The organism is Pantoea sp. QMID4, from assembly GCF_030270445.1.
Classification (GTDB): Bacteria; Pseudomonadota; Gammaproteobacteria; order Enterobacterales; family Enterobacteriaceae; genus Pantoea; species Pantoea vagans.
The window spans coordinates 837,619-855,054 of sequence record NZ_BSXL01000001.1 but is presented as its reverse complement, the minus strand read 5'-3'; the positions used below and the strand labels follow the sequence as shown (position 1 = coordinate 855,054).

The 17,436-nt window shown below is 56.1% G+C and carries 13 protein-coding genes; 5 read left to right on the top strand and 8 right to left on the bottom strand.

The features are described 5' to 3' along the window. Positions 1-238 precede the first annotated feature (238 nt). From htpX to msrC, 4 genes are all read right to left on the bottom strand, one after another. The gene (htpX, locus tag QSK07_RS03910) at positions 239-1,120 is read right to left on the bottom strand and encodes a protease HtpX (protein WP_098050318.1); all 882 of its coding nucleotides are present in this window, start codon (positions 1,118-1,120) and stop codon (positions 239-241) included. A gap of 244 nt (positions 1,121-1,364) precedes the next feature. After that, positions 1,365-3,404, bottom strand: a complete 2,040-nt coding sequence (gene prc, locus QSK07_RS03905; protein WP_285720502.1) for a carboxy terminal-processing peptidase — start codon at positions 3,402-3,404, stop codon at positions 1,365-1,367. 19 nt (positions 3,405-3,423) lie between these two features. Next, positions 3,424-4,125 (bottom strand): RNA chaperone ProQ, encoded by a 702-nt coding sequence (gene proQ, locus QSK07_RS03900; RefSeq protein WP_285720501.1) that lies wholly within the window; start codon positions 4,123-4,125, stop codon positions 3,424-3,426. A 96-nt stretch (positions 4,126-4,221) separates the two neighbouring features. Further along, positions 4,222-4,722, bottom strand: a complete 501-nt coding sequence (gene msrC / locus QSK07_RS03895) for a free L-methionine (R)-S-oxide reductase MsrC (RefSeq protein WP_285720500.1) — start codon at positions 4,720-4,722, stop codon at positions 4,222-4,224. Between the two features lie 214 nt (positions 4,723-4,936). Between msrC and yebS the strand changes: the two genes are divergently transcribed. Genes yebS through rsmF form a run of 3 tightly spaced genes read left to right on the top strand, consistent with a single transcriptional unit; the run spans position 4,937 to position 10,292 of the window. Beyond that, positions 4,937-6,181, top strand: coding sequence for a membrane integrity lipid transport subunit YebS (gene yebS, locus QSK07_RS03890; RefSeq protein ID WP_098050316.1), 1,245 nt, complete (start codon positions 4,937-4,939; stop codon positions 6,179-6,181). After that, positions 6,150-8,783, top strand: a complete 2,634-nt coding sequence (locus QSK07_RS03885; RefSeq protein ID WP_098050315.1) for a PqiB family protein — start codon at positions 6,150-6,152, stop codon at positions 8,781-8,783. Before yebS ends, QSK07_RS03885 begins: the two co-directional genes overlap by 32 nt. A gap of 42 nt (positions 8,784-8,825) precedes the next feature. Further along, a complete protein-coding gene (rsmF, locus tag QSK07_RS03880; RefSeq protein ID WP_285720499.1) occupies positions 8,826-10,292 on the top strand; it encodes a 16S rRNA (cytosine(1407)-C(5))-methyltransferase RsmF in 1,467 nt (488 codons plus the stop codon). Position 10,293: 1 nt separating this feature from the next. On the opposite strand, the gene QSK07_RS03875 is transcribed toward rsmF, so the two are convergent. The 4 genes from QSK07_RS03875 to QSK07_RS03860 form a co-directional block, all read right to left on the bottom strand. Next, complete coding sequence (locus tag QSK07_RS03875) at positions 10,294-10,941, bottom strand: metallophosphoesterase (RefSeq protein WP_285720498.1); 648 nt, start codon at positions 10,939-10,941, stop codon at positions 10,294-10,296. A gap of 232 nt (positions 10,942-11,173) precedes the next feature. Further along, positions 11,174-11,422 (bottom strand): DUF1272 domain-containing protein, encoded by a 249-nt coding sequence (locus QSK07_RS03870; protein WP_285720497.1) that lies wholly within the window; start codon positions 11,420-11,422, stop codon positions 11,174-11,176. 146 nt (positions 11,423-11,568) lie between these two features. Beyond that, positions 11,569-12,930: an MFS transporter gene (locus QSK07_RS03865; RefSeq protein ID WP_098050311.1), complete on the bottom strand. Its 1,362-nt coding sequence runs from the start codon at positions 12,928-12,930 to the stop codon at positions 11,569-11,571. Between the two features lie 135 nt (positions 12,931-13,065). Continuing rightward, complete coding sequence (locus QSK07_RS03860) at positions 13,066-15,096, bottom strand: choline transporter (RefSeq protein ID WP_098050310.1); 2,031 nt, start codon at positions 15,094-15,096, stop codon at positions 13,066-13,068. Positions 15,097-15,351: 255 nt separating this feature from the next. Here QSK07_RS03860 and betI point away from each other — a divergent pair, with 255 nt between their 5' ends. Continuing rightward, positions 15,352-15,945 (top strand): transcriptional regulator BetI, encoded by a 594-nt coding sequence (gene betI, locus QSK07_RS03855; protein ID WP_098050309.1) that lies wholly within the window; start codon positions 15,352-15,354, stop codon positions 15,943-15,945. 14 nt (positions 15,946-15,959) lie between these two features. Continuing rightward, positions 15,960-17,432: a betaine-aldehyde dehydrogenase gene (betB, locus tag QSK07_RS03850; protein ID WP_285720496.1), complete on the top strand. Its 1,473-nt coding sequence runs from the start codon at positions 15,960-15,962 to the stop codon at positions 17,430-17,432. The last annotated feature ends 4 nt before the right edge of the window (positions 17,433-17,436 follow it).

Sequence of the window (17,436 nt, the reverse complement as noted above, 5' to 3'; positions counted from 1 at the left end):
CATGACGGTCGGTCCGCACCATTCCGCACCTTATCCCTGAGGTGCGACCGTAAACGGGCCAACGCTATGCGTTGTTTAAAAACGCTCCCGGCGTATTTATCCAGGCGTCAGGACGCTTTCCTCCTCAGCCTGGGTTCGCTGCCCGTTGAGCTAAGATATTGCTGTCAGATTCAATCTGATGCTGATTTCTAAAACAGAAAAGGCGACCCGGGGGTCGCCTTGTTTGCTCTGCTTAACACTACTTCAGATACTGACCGCTGCGCAGTGCTTCAATACGCTTGTCTAACGGCGGGTGTGACATGAACAGCTCGCTGAACGATTTGCCCTTACCGTTGATGCAGAACGCCATCATGCTGCCCGGCTCCTGCGGTTCGTAGCTGGTTTTCAGACGTTGTAACGCCGCAATCATCTTCTCACGGCCGACCAGCTTCGCTGAACCGGCATCGGCGTGGAACTCACGATGGCGCGAGAACCACATGGTGATGATGCTGGCGAGAATACCAAACACCAGCTCCAGCACCATCGACACTGCAAAGTAGACCAGCGGGTTGCCGTTGCTGCTCTCCTCACCATCGCGGTTGCCGGACATAAAGCCCGCCGCAATCTGCGCCAGAATACGTGAAACAAAAATCACGAAGGTGTTCACCACACCCTGGATCAGCGTCATGGTGATCATGTCACCGTTAGCGATGTGCGACACTTCGTGAGCCAGCACCGCTTCCGCCTCATCACGGCTCATGTTCTGCAGCAGGCCGGTTGAGACAGCCACCAGTGAGGCGTTACGACGCGCACCGGTCGCAAAGGCGTTGATATCAGGTGCGTGATAGATCGCGACCTGTGGCATTGCAATGCCCGCCTGTTGGGCCTGACGGCCAATGGTATCCACCAGCCAGCGCTCAGTTTCATTGCGTGGCTGTTCAATCACTTCACCACCAACCGAACGCAGCGCCATCCACTTCGACATCAGCAGTGAAACAAACGCACCGCCGAAGCCAAACAGACCTGCCATGATCATCAGGCCCTGAACACTGCTTGACTGGATCCCTGTCAGGCTGAGAATCAGCCCGAATACCAACATCACAGCCAGGTTGGTCATCAGGAAAAGAGCAATACGCATCATTTTTGTTAATCTTCCTCAGTAGTTCACGCGCCTATACGCGGATACATATCCTATGAGCATTATGCGGCTTTTCAAGCGACCTTAACGTTTAAGTGCCTAAAAAGACATAACTTTACATTCTGACACGTCTGTCGGGCGGCACGGCTTGCAGACGGGTTCATCATCGCTAATCATTGGTTACCGAAAAATTTTCTGCGTGCAAAAAAAAGCACCGCAGCGCGGTGCTTTTTCTGACAACAGCAGATTATTTCGCCGCTGGCGCGTCTGGCTGGGATTTCTCCAGTTGCGCAAGATCGTTAGCGATCTTCACCGTCTCATCGAGATACGGATCCGGCTCTTTATAATCTTTCGGCAACTCATCCAGGTTCTTCAGCGGTTTTTTGCCTTCAGCCTGATAGCGCGCATTGATGCGCTCCAGACGTGACGCATCATCTTCGTGGTTCTCTTTCTCACGCTGAGTAAGATTGAGTGACACGATGTTGCGCTTATCTTTCAGGGCATTGTAACGGGCAATGTCCTTCATGATGTACTGGAACTCGCGATCCTGAGCGATACGGTCAGCATGCTGCTTCGTCAGCTGCGCAACCAGCGGTTTAACATCACCGGTTTTGGTATAGGTTGCCGCTTTGATGCTGTCCCACGGCAGGGCGTTATCTTCAAATTTCTCACCGGTTTCAGCCGCTTCAACGCCGGTTGGCATAAGCAGATCCGGCGTGACGCCTTTACGCTGTGTGCTGCCGCCGTTGATGCGATAGAATTTCTGAATGGTATAAGAAACGGAGCCTAACGCTGGCCACTCCGGACGCAGCATCTGATCGTAGATGCGATTCAGAGAGCGATACTGCTGAACGGTGCCTTTACCAAAGGTTGGCTCGCCAACAATCACTGCACGACCGTAGTCCTGCATCGCGGCAGCAAAAATCTCAGAAGCAGAGGCGCTGAAGCGATCGACCAGCACCACCAGCGGACCTTTGTAGTAGACCACGCCATCGTTATCGCTGTCTTCACGCACCCGACCATTGTTGTCGCGAACCTGCACCACCGGACCACTCGGAATAAACAGACCAGAAAGCGAGACCGCTTCGGTTAGCGCTCCACCGCCATTGGTACGGAGATCGATCACCACGCTATCGACGTTCTGTTTCTGCAGCTTCTGCAGCTGAACTTTCACGTCGTCGGTGAGACCCACATAGAAGCCAGGAATATCGAGCACGCCCACTTTCTGCTTGCCGACATTTTTGATGGTCAGTTTAACCGCGCGATCTTCCAGACGGATTTTCTCACGCGTCAGGGTCACAGTACGGGTTTTGGTGCCCTTACCGGCGGGCAGAACTTCCAGGCGCACTTTGCTGCCCTTGGGTCCTTTGATTTTTGCCACGACATCATCCAGACGCCAGCCGATAACATCTTCCATCGGCTTGCCCGGCTGACCAACACCCACGATACGATCGCCCACGGTGATGGCTTTGCTTTTCGCTGCCGGACCGCCTGCCACCATCGAGTTGATCACGGTGTAGTCGTCATCCATCTGCAGGACTGCACCGATGCCTTCCAGTGACAGGCTCATCTCGGTATTGAACTGCTCGGTGTTACGCGGCGACAGATAGCTGGTGTGGGGATCGATTTCGCGGGCAAATGCGTTCATTACCAGCTGGAAAACGTCTTCACCGTTGCTCTGGGCCAGACGACGGATCGCGAAGTTATAACGTTTGGTCAGAACATCGCGGATCTCATTATCATCTTTGCCTGCCAGCTTCAGACTCAGCTGGTCATATTTGACCTTGGCATCCCAGAGCGCATTCAGTTCAGCCTGATCTTTCGGCCAGGGCGCTTTGGCGCGGTCAATGTCGATTGTGTCATTGCCGCTGAAATTCATCGGACGCGCCAGCACCGTCAGCGCATACTGATAGCGCTCAAAACGGCGTTTCTGCGCCAGATTATAAATATCGTAAAAGAGATCCAGCTTGCCACTGCGCAGCTCATCGCCAACGGTGGTTTTTTTGCTGGCAAACTGCGCCACATCTGACGCCAGCAGCACATTGTGGCTGTAGTCGAGCATGTTCAGGTAGCGATCAAAAATTTTCGCTGAAAAGTTCTGATCCAGATCGAACTGGCGGTAGTGGGATCGGGTAAAGCGCGACGTGACGCGCTCACTGACCGTCGGATCCTGCGGGTCTTCGTGAAGCTGGGGAATCTGATCGGCGCGGGTAATATTCTCTGCGCCGAAGGTTGGGCCTGCTAAGAGCAGGCCCGCAATAAGTCCAACTTTAAAAAGGGTGTTCATGCCGGGGTTAGCCTCCGTTTCAGAACTGCAAGTGTTCTGCGCGCACAATCATTGCCATGCCGGAAGCGAGCTGGACCCGAACGCCGTCTTTAGATACTTCAAGAACGGTAGCGTCCATCGCACTTTTGCCTGCTTTAACTTTAATACTCTGGCCGGGTTGCAAAGTTGAGGTATCAGTGATGGGTCGGGCTTCCTGCTCCGGACGTGGGGCTGGCTTGCGATGCTGTGAGGCGGTCGCACGCGGAGCAGTCGTCTGCGGACGGGGTTTACGCGCAGCATCGGCTTCTGCAGGCTTACGCGGCGCGGGCTTGCGTGGACGACGCGGTGCGGTGCCCTCTTCACTTTCGCCTGCTTCACGGCGTGCAGCACGCTGCTGGTCACGCTGTGCCTGAACGCGTGCTTTGGCTTCTTCCAGCTGCTTGCGGGCATGCTCAACGTGCTGCTCATCCAGCACGCCACAGGCGTTGCCGTCGAGATCGACACGAATCGCACCGGCTTTGATGCCGTAGAGATAACGCCAGCTTGACGTATAAAGACGCAGCGCGGAACGAAGCTGTGTTTTGCTCAGACCCATTTCGCCCTGAACACGCTCGACCAGATCCTGAAAGATACCGATTTTGAGCGGACGCGCTTCACCTTCAGCGCTAAAGCAGTGCGGAAAGCGCTCCGCCAGAAAAGTGATGACTTCTTTACTGCTATTCAACTTAGGTTGATTTTCCATGAAATTTCCTGATTACAACGGGTTTGCCGACCAGCGCAGGCATGAACAGGCGACATTATAATGACAACATCGCTAAATGCCATGTGATCCAGTCGATTAGCTGCGCGTCAGCTGCAGATATTTTTCTAAGTCGCTGTTCGCAAGCACTTCACAAAGCCCATCAGTCAGAGTGACCAGCCCCGATTCGTCGTCGCTGTCAAAGCGATTGTACTCAACGCTGTCGATGTCCAGCACCCCAACCACAGTGCCATTCACTTTCAGAGGAATCACAATCTCCGCATTACTGGCAGCGTCACAGGCGATGTGGCCCGGGAAAGCATGCACATCATCTACGCGTTGCACTTTTTCTTCTGCCAGCGCCGTGCCACACACGCCTTGACCGACCGGAATGCGCACACAGGCGATTTTCCCCTGGAACGGACCAAGCACCAGTGTATCGGCTTCCGTCAGCAGGTAGAATCCTGCCCAGTTCACGCCATCGAGACGTTCGTACAGCAGCGCGCTAAAGTTTCCCATTGCGGCGAGGAACGCCGTTTCTCCCGCCAGCAAGGCGCGCATATCGCGATTCAAATCGGCGTAAAAGGCAGTTTTGTTCATTATTCAACCGTTACCAATGACATCTGAACGGGGCAATAGAAACCGTTCGTTAAAAATAAGTTTTAAATATCCAGAGCCATAAGGTGAATCATAGCGTTAGTTGCTATACCCTTAGCATTCTGTGGATCGAAGCGTGATGCCCGAGACAGGCACACAGACAATGTCTTAATGACCGATATCTGTTCCCTCTGAAGAGCGAAAATTGCATCACCCTATGAAAATTCACGCTATCAGCCAGACATTGCCTCACGCACGTTATCAGCGTTGCCCGCAATGCGATACCCTTTTTTCCTTACCGGATGTGAAAACGCATCAGTCGGCACATTGCCCGCGCTGCAACGCTGAGATTCTCAGTGGACGCGACTGGCCAATGACCCGATTGTTGGCCATGGCCGCCACCATGATCGTGTTGATGCCCTTCGCCTTTTCCCTGCCGCTGGTGGATATCCGGCTGCTGGGTATGCGCATTAATGCCAGCGTGCTGGAAGGGGTGATACAGATGACCCAGCAGGGTGATGTGCTGACCGCTTCGATGGTTGCGTTCTGCACTATCGGCGCGCCGGTTACACTGGTAGCGGGCATCTGTTATCTCGGCATCGGTCATCGCCTGGGCATGAACCTGCGGCCCGTATTGATCATGCTGGAGAAGCTCAAAGAGTGGGTGATGCTCGACATCTATCTGATCGGCATCGCCGTGGCATCCATCAAAGTGCAGGACTATGCGTCGCTGGAGATTGGCTATGGGCTGGCGGCTTACATTGCCCTGACGATGCTGAGCGTGCTGACCATGATCCATCTGAATATGGAGCAGCTGTGGGAGCATTTCTATCCGCAAAGCCCCGGCAATATGGCCCGTGACGACATGCAGGTCTGCCTCAACTGTCATAACACCGGCATCGCCGACGAGCGGGGCCGCTGCCCGCGCTGCCACACGCCACTCGACTTCCGACGTCGCCACAGCCTGCAGAAATCCTGGGCCGCGCTGATCGCGTCAATCGTGCTGCTGATACCCGCGAACCTGATGCCGATTTCCGTGGTTTATCTCAACGGTTCACGGCGCGAGGACACCATCTTCTCCGGCATCCTGGGGCTGGGTGAAGGCAATATTCCGGTGGCAGCGATTGTGTTTATCGCCAGTATTCTGGTGCCCTTTACCAAGGTACTGGTCATGCTGACCCTACTTCTCAGCATTCATTTCCGCTGTGAACAGGGACTAAGAACCCGCATCCGGTTGCTGCGGTTTGTGACCTGGGTGGGCCGCTGGTCCATGCTCGATCTGTTTGTCATTTCATTAACCATGTCGCTGGTCAACCGTGATCAGCTGCTGGCTTTTACCATGGGACCGGCTGCGCTGTTTTTTGGCGCGGCCGTCATCCTGACCATTATGTCTGTTGAGTGGCTGGACAGCCGCCTGCTCTGGGATGCACATGCAACAGGAAACGCCGACTACACCGACTAACGCAACGCTGCGTAATAAGCGCAAAATTTCGCCCTTCTGGCTGCTGCCGGTCATTGCGATGCTGATCGCCTGCTGGCTGCTCTGGACCAATTATCAGGAGCGCGGCACCACCATCACCATCAATTTCCAGACGGCGGATGGTATCGTGCCGGGTCGTACCCCGATCCGTTATCAGGGCGTGGAAGTGGGCACCGTGCAGGGCATTAATCTCAGCGACGATTATCGCAGCATCCAGATTAAAGCCAGCATCAAGAGCGACATGCGCGATGCGCTGCGTGAGGATACCCAGTTCTGGCTGGTGACGCCCAAAGCCTCACTGGCGGGCGTCTCGGGTCTGGATGCGCTGGTCGGCGGTAACTATATCGGGATGATGCCAGGTAAAGGTAAACCCAGCGAGGCGTTTACCGCCCTTGATACGCAGCCGAAATACCGGGTCAATACCGGTGAACTGATGATCCATCTGCATGCGCCCGATCTCGGCTCGCTCAACACTGGCTCGCTGGTTTACTACCGCAAAATTCCGGTTGGCCGGGTCTATGATTACAGTATTGATAATAAAGCCGATGGCGTGGCGATTGATGTGCTGATTGACCGTCGCTTTATCAATCTGGTGAAGACCAACAGCCGCTTCTGGAACGTGTCGGGCGTTAATGCGGACGTCAGCCTGAGCGGGGCTAAAGTCCAGCTGGAAAGTCTGGCGGCGCTGGTTAATGGCGCGATTGCGTTTGACTCACCGCAGGGGGCGGAAAACGCCAAAGCGGAGCAGAACTACCGGCTCTATCCCGATCTGGCGCACAGCCAGCGCGGCGTACAAATCACGCTTGACCTGCCCAACGGCAAAAATCTCAAGGCCGGCAGCACGCCGCTGATGTACCAGGGCCTGGAGGTCGGTACGCTGACCAGACTGAACCTGCTGGATGGCGGTAAAGTGACCGGCGAGCTGACGATTGATCCTTCTGTGGTCGGCCTGATGCGCAGCGGCACCCGCATCGAGATGCACAGCCCGAAAATCAGTCTGACCGATACCAGCCTCAGCGCCCTGCTGACCGGCAATACGCTGGAACTGGTGCCAGGTGAAGGCGAACCGCAGCAGCACTACACCGTGCTGGCGTCCAATGAGACCCTGCTGCAGAAACCCAATGTGCTGACGGTAAAACTCAGCGCACCGGAGAGCTACGGGATCGATCAGGGCCAGCCGCTGATGCTGCACGGCATGCAGATTGGTCAGGTGATGTCGCGTTCGCTGGATGAAAATGGCGTCAATTTCGTTGTCGCGGTCAATCCTGAAAACCGCAATCTGGTGCATGGCGACAGCAAATTTATCGTCAACAGTCGCCTCGATGTGAAGTTCGGTCTTGATGGCATGCAGGTGTTAGGTGCCAGCGCCCGCGAGTGGGTGGATGGTGGCATCCGGCTGGAGCCGGGTAAAAAAGGCGAGCCGAAAACGGCCTATCCGCTGTTTGCCGATGCTGAAAAAGCGGACGAAGGCATTACCGGCGATGGCCCGTCTACGACGCTGATGCTGACCGCCAACAGCCTGCCTGACGTACAGGCCGGTTCGGTCGTGCTTTACCGTAAATTCCAGGTGGGTGAGATTGTCAAAGTGACGCCGCGCGCTGACGCTTTTGATATCGCGGTGCATATTCAGCCGGAGTATCGCAAGCTGCTGACCAGCGAAAGCGTGTTCTGGGCTGAGGGTGGCGCACGCGTCAGCCTGAACGGCAGCGGCCTGACGGTGCAGGCCTCGCCGCTTAACCGTGCGCTGAAAGGCGCAATCAGTTTCGACAATATGAGTGGTGCGCAGTCGGTCAAAGGGGCTAAACGCATACTCTACTCCTCTGAAACCGCCGCCCGTGCGGTGGGCAGTCAGATTACGCTGCACACTTATGACGCCAGCAAACTCGCTGCCGGGATGCCGATTCGTTATCTGGGTATCAATGTTGGTCAGGTGGAGTCACTGTCGTTAAGCAAAGATAACAATCAGGTCGTGGCGAAAGCCGTACTTTACCCTGAGTATGTGAATGATTTTGCCCGCCTCGGCAGCCGTTTCTCAGTGGTTTCACCGGAGATTTCCGCTACCGGCGTAAATCATCTGGAGACCCTGTTACAGCCGTACGTCAACGTTGATCCGGGCAAAGGCGGTGCCGCACGCACCTTTGAATTGCAGGAGAGCACCATTACCGATTCGCGCTACCTGAATGGCCTGAACATTTATGTTGATGCCACTGAGGCCGGTTCCCTGTCGCTGGGTACGCCGGTGCTGTTCCGGGGTGTGGAAGTGGGTACCGTCACCGGCACGTCACTGGGGAATATGGCGGACCGCGTGCAGATCGCCCTGCGCATCAGTAAGAAGTATCAGCATCTGGTGCGGAACAATTCGGTGTTCTGGCTGGCGTCCGGCTACAACCTCGACTTCGGTCTGGTAGGCGGCGTGGTGAAAACCGGGACCTTCCAGCAGTTTATTCGCGGTGGCATTCAGTTTGCGACGCCACCGACGGTGCCGCTGGCACCGCAGGCGAACCCGGATAAACACTTCCTGTTGCAGGATGAAGCGCCCAAAGAGTGGCGTAACTGGGGAACGGCGATCCCGTCTCCGCGTTAATTTACGCTGAACGGGCAGCCTGGCTGCCCGTTTTCTTTCCTCATGGTACACTGCCACCTTTGCCTTAACTGGAATGTGCCCGTGTCAGATGCGTCTTCGTTTTTCCCCGCCGATTTTCTCTCGTTAATGCGTCAGAGCCTGCCCGATGCGGCGAGCTTCGCGCAGTTCATCGCCTACAGTCAGCAACCGCTGCGCCGCAGTATTCGCGTTAATACCCTGAAGATCAGTGTGGCCGATTTTCTGAGCCAGACTGCTGGTTATGACTGGCTGCTGACGCCGGTGCCGTGGTGCCAAGAAGGATTCTGGATCAGCCGGGAAGATGAGAGCCTGCCGCTGGGCAGCGTGGCTGAACATCTCAGCGGCCTGTTCTACATTCAGGAAGCCAGCTCCATGCTGCCGGTAACTGCACTCTTTGATGCCCAGCCAGAGGTCAGCGCTGTGATGGATATGGCGGCGGCACCGGGTTCAAAAACCACCCAGATAGCAGCGCGGATGGGCAATCAGGGCGTTATCCTGGCAAACGAATTCTCGTCCAGCCGGGTAAAAGTGCTGCACGCCAATATCAGCCGCTGCGGCGTCAGCAATAGTGCCCTGACGCACTTTGACGCGCGGGTCTTCGGGCCCGCGCTGCCGGAACAGTTCGACGCCATCCTGCTGGACGCGCCCTGCTCGGGCGAAGGGGTGATTCGTAAAGATGCGGATGCACTGAAAAACTGGTCGCTGGCGAGCACCGAAGAGATCGCCGCGACCCAGCGCGACCTGCTCGACAGTGCCTTTCACGCACTCAAACCCGGTGGCACGCTGGTTTATTCAACCTGCACCCTGAATCAGATTGAAAATCAGCAGGTGATAGACTGGCTGCTGCAGCGCAATCCGGATGCGGTTGAGGTCGTGCCGCTCGACGGGCTGTTTGAGGGTGCCGATCGGGCCGCGACGCCCGAGGGCTATCTGCATGTCTTCCCGCAGATGTTCGACAGCGAAGGGTTTTTCGTGGCGCGTCTGCGTAAAACCGCATCAGTCGAGCTACTGCCTGTGCCGGGCTACAAAGTCGGCAAGCTGCCCTTCTCACACCTCAGCCGTAAGCTGGAGAGTGAGATCGCACAGGCCGCCGCTGCTGTCTCTATTAAATGGGATGAGTCACTGGAACTCTGGCAGCGAGATAAAGAGATCTGGCTTTTTCCTAAAGCCGTCACCCCGCTGCTGGGCAAAGTGCGCTTCTCGCGCATTGGCCTGAAGCTGGCAGAAACCTTTGCTAAAGGCTATCGCTGGCAACATGAAGCGGTGATAGCACTTGCGCAACCTGATGCGACGCAGACCTTTGAGCTCAAGGCCGCAGAAGCAGAAGAGTGGTATCGTGGCCGCGATATCTATCCGGAAACGGCACCCGCCAACAATGAGATGATTGTGACGTATCAGCAGCAGCCGCTTGGGCTGGCGAAGAAAGTCGGCAGTCGCATCAAGAACAGCTATCCACGCGAACTGGTGCGTGACGGCCGCCTGTTCCGCTGAGTCACTTTAGTTGCAGCATCGTCAGATGATTGCCAAACACCGCGCCGGTATCGATGTAATGCAGATTGGCAATCGTCAGCGGCTGTTTCAGCGGTGTATGACCGAAGTAAAAGGCATCTGCACCACGGATGCCCGCCTGCTCACCTGACTCCATCGCCTCCAGTCGCTGACGGCTCCAGACCACCTTTTGCCAGTCGAGTGGCTTATTCAGCGCGTATTCCCGTGCCGGATAATCTGCATGAGCAATCACAACAGTGCGCTCACCCAATTGCAGATGCAGTACCAGCGGCAGTTCACGACAGCGCCACAACGCGTGGCGGGCCGCGATTAACGCTGCGCCCCGCAGCCGAAAGAACCAGTCGCCCCCGTTCATCTGCCAGAGCGCCATGTCCTGACCCTGTAACGCCGACAGCGCCATCTCCTCATGATTGCCGCGCACGCAGCGAAACCAGGGCTCCTGAAGCAGCGCCAGACAGCCCAGGCTGTCGGGGCCGCGATCGATGATGTCGCCTGCCGAAATCAGTAAATCCTGCTGCGGGTCAAACTGATGCTGCTGTAACAGCGCATCGAGTTCGCGGCGGCAGCCATGCAGATCGCCAACGACCCAGATTCGTCGCCATGCTGCGCCATTCAGGAATTCATAATACATCGGTGCATGCGCCTCTCTGTGCTGAAAGTACCTTAAGAGTATAAGAGCTGAAGGTGAACAGGAGGGAGGAGAGAGAAAGCAGGTGTGAAAGAGAAGGCGTCACACTGTCGGGAATGAGAGATTCGCCGGGCACTGAAAAGTGCGTACCTCCCGGCGCTTATCTCCGGCACTCAGTTTAGGTGGTAGCTCTGTCACAGACGAAATTTATCATAATGACATTGGGCCGCGCAGGCTATTCTGCCTCTGACGTATTCGTCGTCATTTGAAACCAGCTGCGCATTTTAGCCGGGTATTTCTGTAGTTTTTCTGCCGGACGCACCGGACGGCGCACCAGTTCACCACCGCACTCAGGACAAACATGCGCGAAATGCTCATCGCAGTCAGCGCAGAAGGTGCATTCAAACGAGCAGATGCGTGCCGCAAGAGAAGATGGCGGCAGATCGACGTCGCAGTGTTCACAATTAGGGCGCAGTTCGAGCATGGTTTAACTCCTGAAGAAGCGGGTTACCGAGCATCGCCGTTGCTGGCCCGGATGTCGAGCCAGCGACCGGACAGAAGTGAGCCAGATCCGGACATCATGCATTTAACCCTGCAGATAGACGTGAACAACGTGATGCGCTGTCGCGGCTATTTATGACGCGGATCTGCGCGAACATCACCTGGATTATCATCAGGCAATGCCTCTTCATCAGCCCTTTCAGCATCCTCATCGTTCTCCTCTTCCGGCTCCTGACCGCCCATTGACGCCTGAATCACCTCCTCTTCCAGCGTCGGGATCAGCGCAGCGCCCAGTGGCGAGGTCGCCAGACTGTCAGGCATGACCACATGCGGCAACGGCACTTCGGTTGTCGGAAGCGGACCTGGCGCACGGACAAAACTGAGTCCGCCAGTCACCAGCGCACAGAGCGCAAAGAAGAGATAGAGCATATTGCTGCCCAGCGGCTGCATCAGCGCACCCACCACCAGCGGGCCGATACTGGCACCGATACCAAACGCCATCAGCAGACAGGCGGTTAACGACACGCGGCGCTCGGCGGCAACCTGATCGTTGGCCAGCGCCACCTGCAACGGATAGAGCGCGAACTGCATCATGCTGGCGGCAAAGGCGATGCCGATCATCCAGTCAAACGTCAGATGCGGCAGCAGGATCAGCGGGACGCAGGTGACGGCAAACAGCATCGCGATGATAAATAGCAGTCGCTGACGATCGTAGCGGTCAGAAAGCCAGCTCAGCGGAAACTGCGACACCAGCCCGGCAAAAATCGTAAGACTCATAAAATAGCCGGTCTGGCTGGTGGTGAAGCCTTTGCTGTTGCCATAAACCGGTGCCAGACCATAGAAGGCACCAATTACCATGCCGGTTACCAGCGTGGTGCCGAGCAATTTGGGGATGGTGCGGATAAAATAGCCCAGTTCCATCGGCGCGGGTGTCATCGGCCTGACATGGGTGCGGGTGGTCAGCGCTATCGGCACCAGACAAAGCGCGAAGCAGAGAGCCACAATCAGCAGCGTACTGACGCCAAATCCGGTCTGCAGGCTCAGTATTACCTGTCCGCCACTGAGTCCAAGATAGGTGGCGACCATATATAAGCCGAAAATCATGCCACGCTGGGACGATTCCGCCTGATCGTTGAGCCAGCTCTCCAGCACCATGTACTGGCACATCATGCAAAGTCCGATAATCAGACGCAGAAAGACCCACAGCGGAATAAAGTCAGTCAGGCCGTGACCCACCACGGAGGCGGTAATAATCCCGGCGCAGGCCACATAAGCGCGGATATGGCCGACGCGGGCGATCAGGTTATGCCCCACCTTGCCGCCAATCACCAGCCCGATATAGTTTGCCGCGATAATCGCACCAATCAGCGCGCCGTTAACCTGCTCACTGGCCAGACGTAGTGAGACATAGGTGGTCAGCAGACCGGAACCGAGCAGCATCAGTAGCGTGGTGGTGTAGAGCGGCAGAAACGTACTGAATATTTTTCCCATATGACTCCCTGTCTATACCCTTCAGGCATCACGCCAGCAAAGCCCTAAAGATAGACGATATCGGCAGGCGACGGCGTGTAACGACTCGTCGATGGCAAAAAAAAGCCCGCCAGCACACTGCTGACGGGCCCTGGTTTACACGCTCGGGAAGCTGATATTACTGCCCGGCGCTTCACGGTTAAGATGGATGAAGTTCAGGTGTCGCTCATACTGATCCAGTATGTCGATAATCACCTGCTCTTTGCTGTAATCCATCAGGTCGTTACCCTGGCTGCCCTCCATCAGGAAGGTTTCCAGTCGGTAGTAGGTCGACTTGCCGCTACGGGCGCGATAGGTAAAGCCCGGAATCGAATATTGCTGCGGCCAGACCTGATAAATGAAGTCCTGCTCTTCGCCCAGATGAACACGCAGATCCAGATAGCCAATCGGGTTCGCCTCATCGGCCTCAACGCTTTCCAGCGTGACGCGGGCATCACGCAGTTCCAGCTCTTTCGCCACTTCCTGCATTGCCGGGAAAATGGTCTTTTCCATCATCTGCTGGGTGTACCGCGAGCCTGGATAGTTCATCAGACGTGACAGACGCTTCTTCCAGGTCAGACGGTCGGTCGCATGCGCCAGATAGGGCGCGGTGTCGCGCGTGGCGCTGGCCCGACGGTGATCCTCAATCTTCAGCGATTTAAACAGACCCGCCATCACAAAGAAGATCACAAAGCTGAACGGCAGTCCCATGATCACCGTGGTGTTCTGCAGGGCAGTGATACCGTCGGTCATCAGCATGCTCAGCGTCAGCACCCCAATCGCTACGGACCAGAAGATGCGCAGCCAGTTCGGCGCGTCGCTGTTAATGTCTTTAAGCCGCGAGGTGAAGTTACCCAGCACCAGCGAACCGGAATCCGCAGAGGTGACGTAGAACAGCATGCCGGTGATGGTGGCAACCGATGCGCTGAGTTTAAACGCCGGATACTGCGCCAGCAGGCTGTAGAAGCCACGCTCCGCATGGTTCATCACTTCCTGCGCAAATTCCGTATTGCCGTGAATGATCTGATACAGCGCGGCGTTGCCGAACACGGACAGCCACAGCAGCGTAAAGGTAAACGGAATAATCAGCGTGCCCAGTACGAACTCACGAATAGTACGGCCGCGTGAGATACGCGCCAGGAACAGACCGACAAACGGTGACCAGGCCACCCACCACGCCCAGAAGAAGAGCGTCCAGCTGTTCATCCACTGAGTCGGACGATCAAAGGCAAACGTATTAAGCGTCATGCCCATGAAACGGTTGATGTAATCGCCAACGTTGAGCACCAGCGCATTCAGCAGGAACTCGGTGTTGCCGAAGAACAGCACAAACAGAATCAGGCCCAGCGCCATGATTACGTTGAGTTCGGAGAGGAAACGAATCCCTTTATCAACACCTGACGTCACAGAGATGGTAGCGATCACCACAGAGAGGACAATCAGCGCGGTCTGCGCGGTCAGGCCTTCGGGGATATCAAACAGGACTTTCAGGCCGTAGTTCAGCTGCACGACCCCGATGCCGAGCGTAGTGGCGATACCAAAGATGGTGCCGACCACGGCGGCGATATCTACCGTGTGACCAATCGGGCCATAGATGCGTTTACCGAAGATAGGATAGAGCGCCGAACGAATAGTCAGCGGCAGATTATAACGGTAGCTGAAGTAGCCCAGCGCGATGCCCATCAGCGCATACATCGACCAGCCGGTCAGTCCGTAATGGAACAGCGTCCAGACCATCGCCTGGCGGGCAGCTTCCAGCGTCTGCCCTGCTCCTTCCGGCGGCTGCATATACTGCGTCACCGGTTCGGCGACCGAGAAGAACATCAGGTCGATGCCGATCCCGGCTGCAAACAGCATGGCGGACCAGCTGAGCACACTGAATTCGGGTTTAGAGTGCTCCGGCCCGAGCTTAATAGAGCCAAAGCGTGAGCAGGCCATATAAAGCACAAAGACAATATAGAGGGTGGCAGCCAGCATGTAGTACCAGCCGAAGGTGGCGGAAACCCAGTTGACCGCCTTGAGGATCCAGCTCGCGGCCAGTTCACTGTAGAGAATCGTTACAAGTGAAAACGTCAGAATCAATCCGGCAGAGGTATAAAATACAACGGGATTGAGTCTGTCTTTTTCACCGGCAGGTGGATTATTCATCGATTACCTCTGGTTAATGTCCTGAAAATATGCAAAGGATACGTCTTGCCGCCCACGGTGTTCAGGCCGTGCGGCTCTGTTTCGTTCTGTCACTTCCTGTTAATCGCTATGACAATCCAGCCTATTTTAGCACTCATTGCCGTTTCGCTTACGCTACATTTAAAAAACAGCATCCTAACAAATTTTCTTTTTATATTGAACGTGCAATCAAAAAAAGATTTAATAGGGGCTCGATTTGAGGGTGGAGCTGGAGCTATGCCGAAGGTAGGGATGCAGCCGATACGACGTCGGCAACTGATTGATGCGACCCTGAGCACGATTAATGAGAGGGGGATTAATGATGCCACGATTGCCCAGATCGCCCGACGGGCGGGGGTCTCAACCGGCATCATCAGTCACTACTTCAAGGACAAGAACGGTTTGCTTGAAGCCACGATGCGTGATGTAACGCGTCAGCTGCGCGAAGCGGTGCTGACGCGACTGAAACCGCTGGCGGATGCTTCCGCAGAACAGCGGCTGTGTGCCATTGTCGACGGGAATTTCGATGAAACCCAGGTGCACACCGCAGTAATGAAAGCCTGGCTCGACTTCTGGTCGAGCAGCATGCATCAGCCCCAGCTCAACAGACTTGAGCGGGTCAGCAGCCGTCGGCTCTACTCAACACTGGTGGTCGAATTCCGACGTGAACTGCCACTGGAAAAAGCACGCCGGGCCGCACACGGTCTGGCTGCCCTAATCGACGGTCTGTGGCTGCGCGCCGCGCTGAGCGGCAAGCCATTCGATCCCGTTATCGCCATCACACTGACCACCCAATTCATCCGTCAGCAACTGGCTGGCGAGCACGAATAACGGAAGGAGAAAACATGTCCCGATTTACCGAGCAGAAACTCTACATCGATGGCGCTTATGTTGCCGCAGCGTCTGGCGAAACGTTCCAGACGATCAATCCGGTCAACGGCGAAGTCCTGGCAGAGGTTCATGCCGCCGGCCAGGAAGATGTTAATCGCGCCGTTGTTGCCGCCAGAAAAGGCCAGCAGGTCTGGGCCGCGATGACCGCCATGGAGCGTTCACGCATCCTGCGTCGCGCCGTCGATATTCTGCGTGAGCGTAATGATGACCTGGCAGAGCTGGAAATGCTCGACACCGGTAAGCCTTACAGCGAAACCTCCGCGGTCGATATCGTCACCGGTGCAGACGTACTGGAGTACTACGCGGGTCTGGTTCCGGCGCTGGAAGGTCAGCAGATCCCCCTGCGTGAAACCTCCTTTGTTTATACCCGCCGCGAACCGCTGGGCGTGGTCGCCGGTATCGGTGCCTGGAACTATCCGATTCAGATCGCCCTGTGGAAATCCGCACCTGCACTGGCTGCGGGTAACGCGATGATCTTCAAACCCAGCGAAATGACCCCGCTTACCGCCCTGAAGCTGGCGGAAATTTACACTGAAGCGGGCCTGCCGGATGGCGTGTTTAACGTGCTGCCGGGCATCGGTTCGGTTACCGGTCAGCTACTGACTGAGCATCCAGGAATCGATAAAGTTTCCTTCACCGGCGGTGTTGTCAGCGGCAAAAAAGTGATGGCCAATGCAGCGGGTTCAACGCTGAAAGAGGTCACCATGGAACTGGGTGGTAAATCACCGCTGATCATCTTTGATGATGCCGATCTCGATCTGGCCGCTGACATCGCCATGATGGCGAACTTCTACAGCTCCGGTCAGGTCTGCACCAACGGCACCCGTGTCTTTATTCCTGCGAAACTGCAGGCGGCGTTCGAGGCCAAAATCAGCGAACGCGTTGCCCGTATCAAAGCAGGCGACCTGCGTGACCCGACCACCAACTTTGGTCCGCTGGTCAGCTTCAGCCATCGCGACAACGTGATGCGCTACATCGAGTCCGGCATTGCTGAAGGTGCACGCGTGCTGTGCGGCGGTAACCGTCTGACCGGTGGCGATTTCGACCAGGGTGCCTGGGTGGCACCGACCGTGTTCACCGACTGCCGGGATGAGATGAAGATTGTCCGTGAAGAGATCTTCGGGCCGGTGATGTCGATCCTGAGCTACGAAACCGAAGAAGAAGCGATCCAACGCGCCAACGACACCGAGTTTGGTCTGGCCGCCGGACTGGTAACGCAGGATCTGAACAAAGCGCACCGCGTGATTCATCAGATCGAAGCCGGTATCTGCTGGATAAACACCTGGGGCGAGTCCGCCGCAGAGATGCCGGTGGGCGGCTACAAGCACTCCGGCATTGGTCGCGAGAATGGCCTGATGACGCTGCAGAGCTACACCCAGGTGAAGTCAGTGCAGGTTGAGCTGACGCGTTTTCAGTCAGTCTTTTAATCAC

What these genes read in the sequence shown, in the direction of transcription:
- htpX (WP_098050318.1), bottom strand. Translation starts at nt 1,120, where the DNA reads ATGATGCGTATTGCTCTTTTCCTGATGACCAACCTGGCTGTGATGTTG.
- prc (WP_285720502.1), bottom strand. Translation starts at nt 3,404, where the DNA reads ATGAACACCCTTTTTAAAGTTGGACTTATTGCGGGCCTGCTCTTAGCA.
- proQ (WP_285720501.1), bottom strand. Translation starts at nt 4,125, where the DNA reads ATGGAAAATCAACCTAAGTTGAATAGCAGTAAAGAAGTCATCACTTTT.
- msrC (WP_285720500.1), bottom strand. Translation starts at nt 4,722, where the DNA reads ATGAACAAAACTGCCTTTTACGCCGATTTGAATCGCGATATGCGCGCC.
- yebS (WP_098050316.1), top strand. Translation starts at nt 4,937, where the DNA reads ATGAAAATTCACGCTATCAGCCAGACATTGCCTCACGCACGTTATCAG.
- QSK07_RS03885 (WP_098050315.1), top strand. Translation starts at nt 6,150, where the DNA reads ATGCAACAGGAAACGCCGACTACACCGACTAACGCAACGCTGCGTAAT.
- rsmF (WP_285720499.1), top strand. Translation starts at nt 8,826, where the DNA reads ATGGTACACTGCCACCTTTGCCTTAACTGGAATGTGCCCGTGTCAGAT.
- QSK07_RS03875 (WP_285720498.1), bottom strand. Translation starts at nt 10,941, where the DNA reads ATGTATTATGAATTCCTGAATGGCGCAGCATGGCGACGAATCTGGGTC.
- QSK07_RS03870 (WP_285720497.1), bottom strand. Translation starts at nt 11,422, where the DNA reads ATGCTCGAACTGCGCCCTAATTGTGAACACTGCGACGTCGATCTGCCG.
- QSK07_RS03865 (WP_098050311.1), bottom strand. Translation starts at nt 12,930, where the DNA reads ATGGGAAAAATATTCAGTACGTTTCTGCCGCTCTACACCACCACGCTA.
- QSK07_RS03860 (WP_098050310.1), bottom strand. Translation starts at nt 15,096, where the DNA reads ATGAATAATCCACCTGCCGGTGAAAAAGACAGACTCAATCCCGTTGTA.
- betI (WP_098050309.1), top strand. Translation starts at nt 15,352, where the DNA reads ATGCCGAAGGTAGGGATGCAGCCGATACGACGTCGGCAACTGATTGAT.
- betB (WP_285720496.1), top strand. Translation starts at nt 15,960, where the DNA reads ATGTCCCGATTTACCGAGCAGAAACTCTACATCGATGGCGCTTATGTT.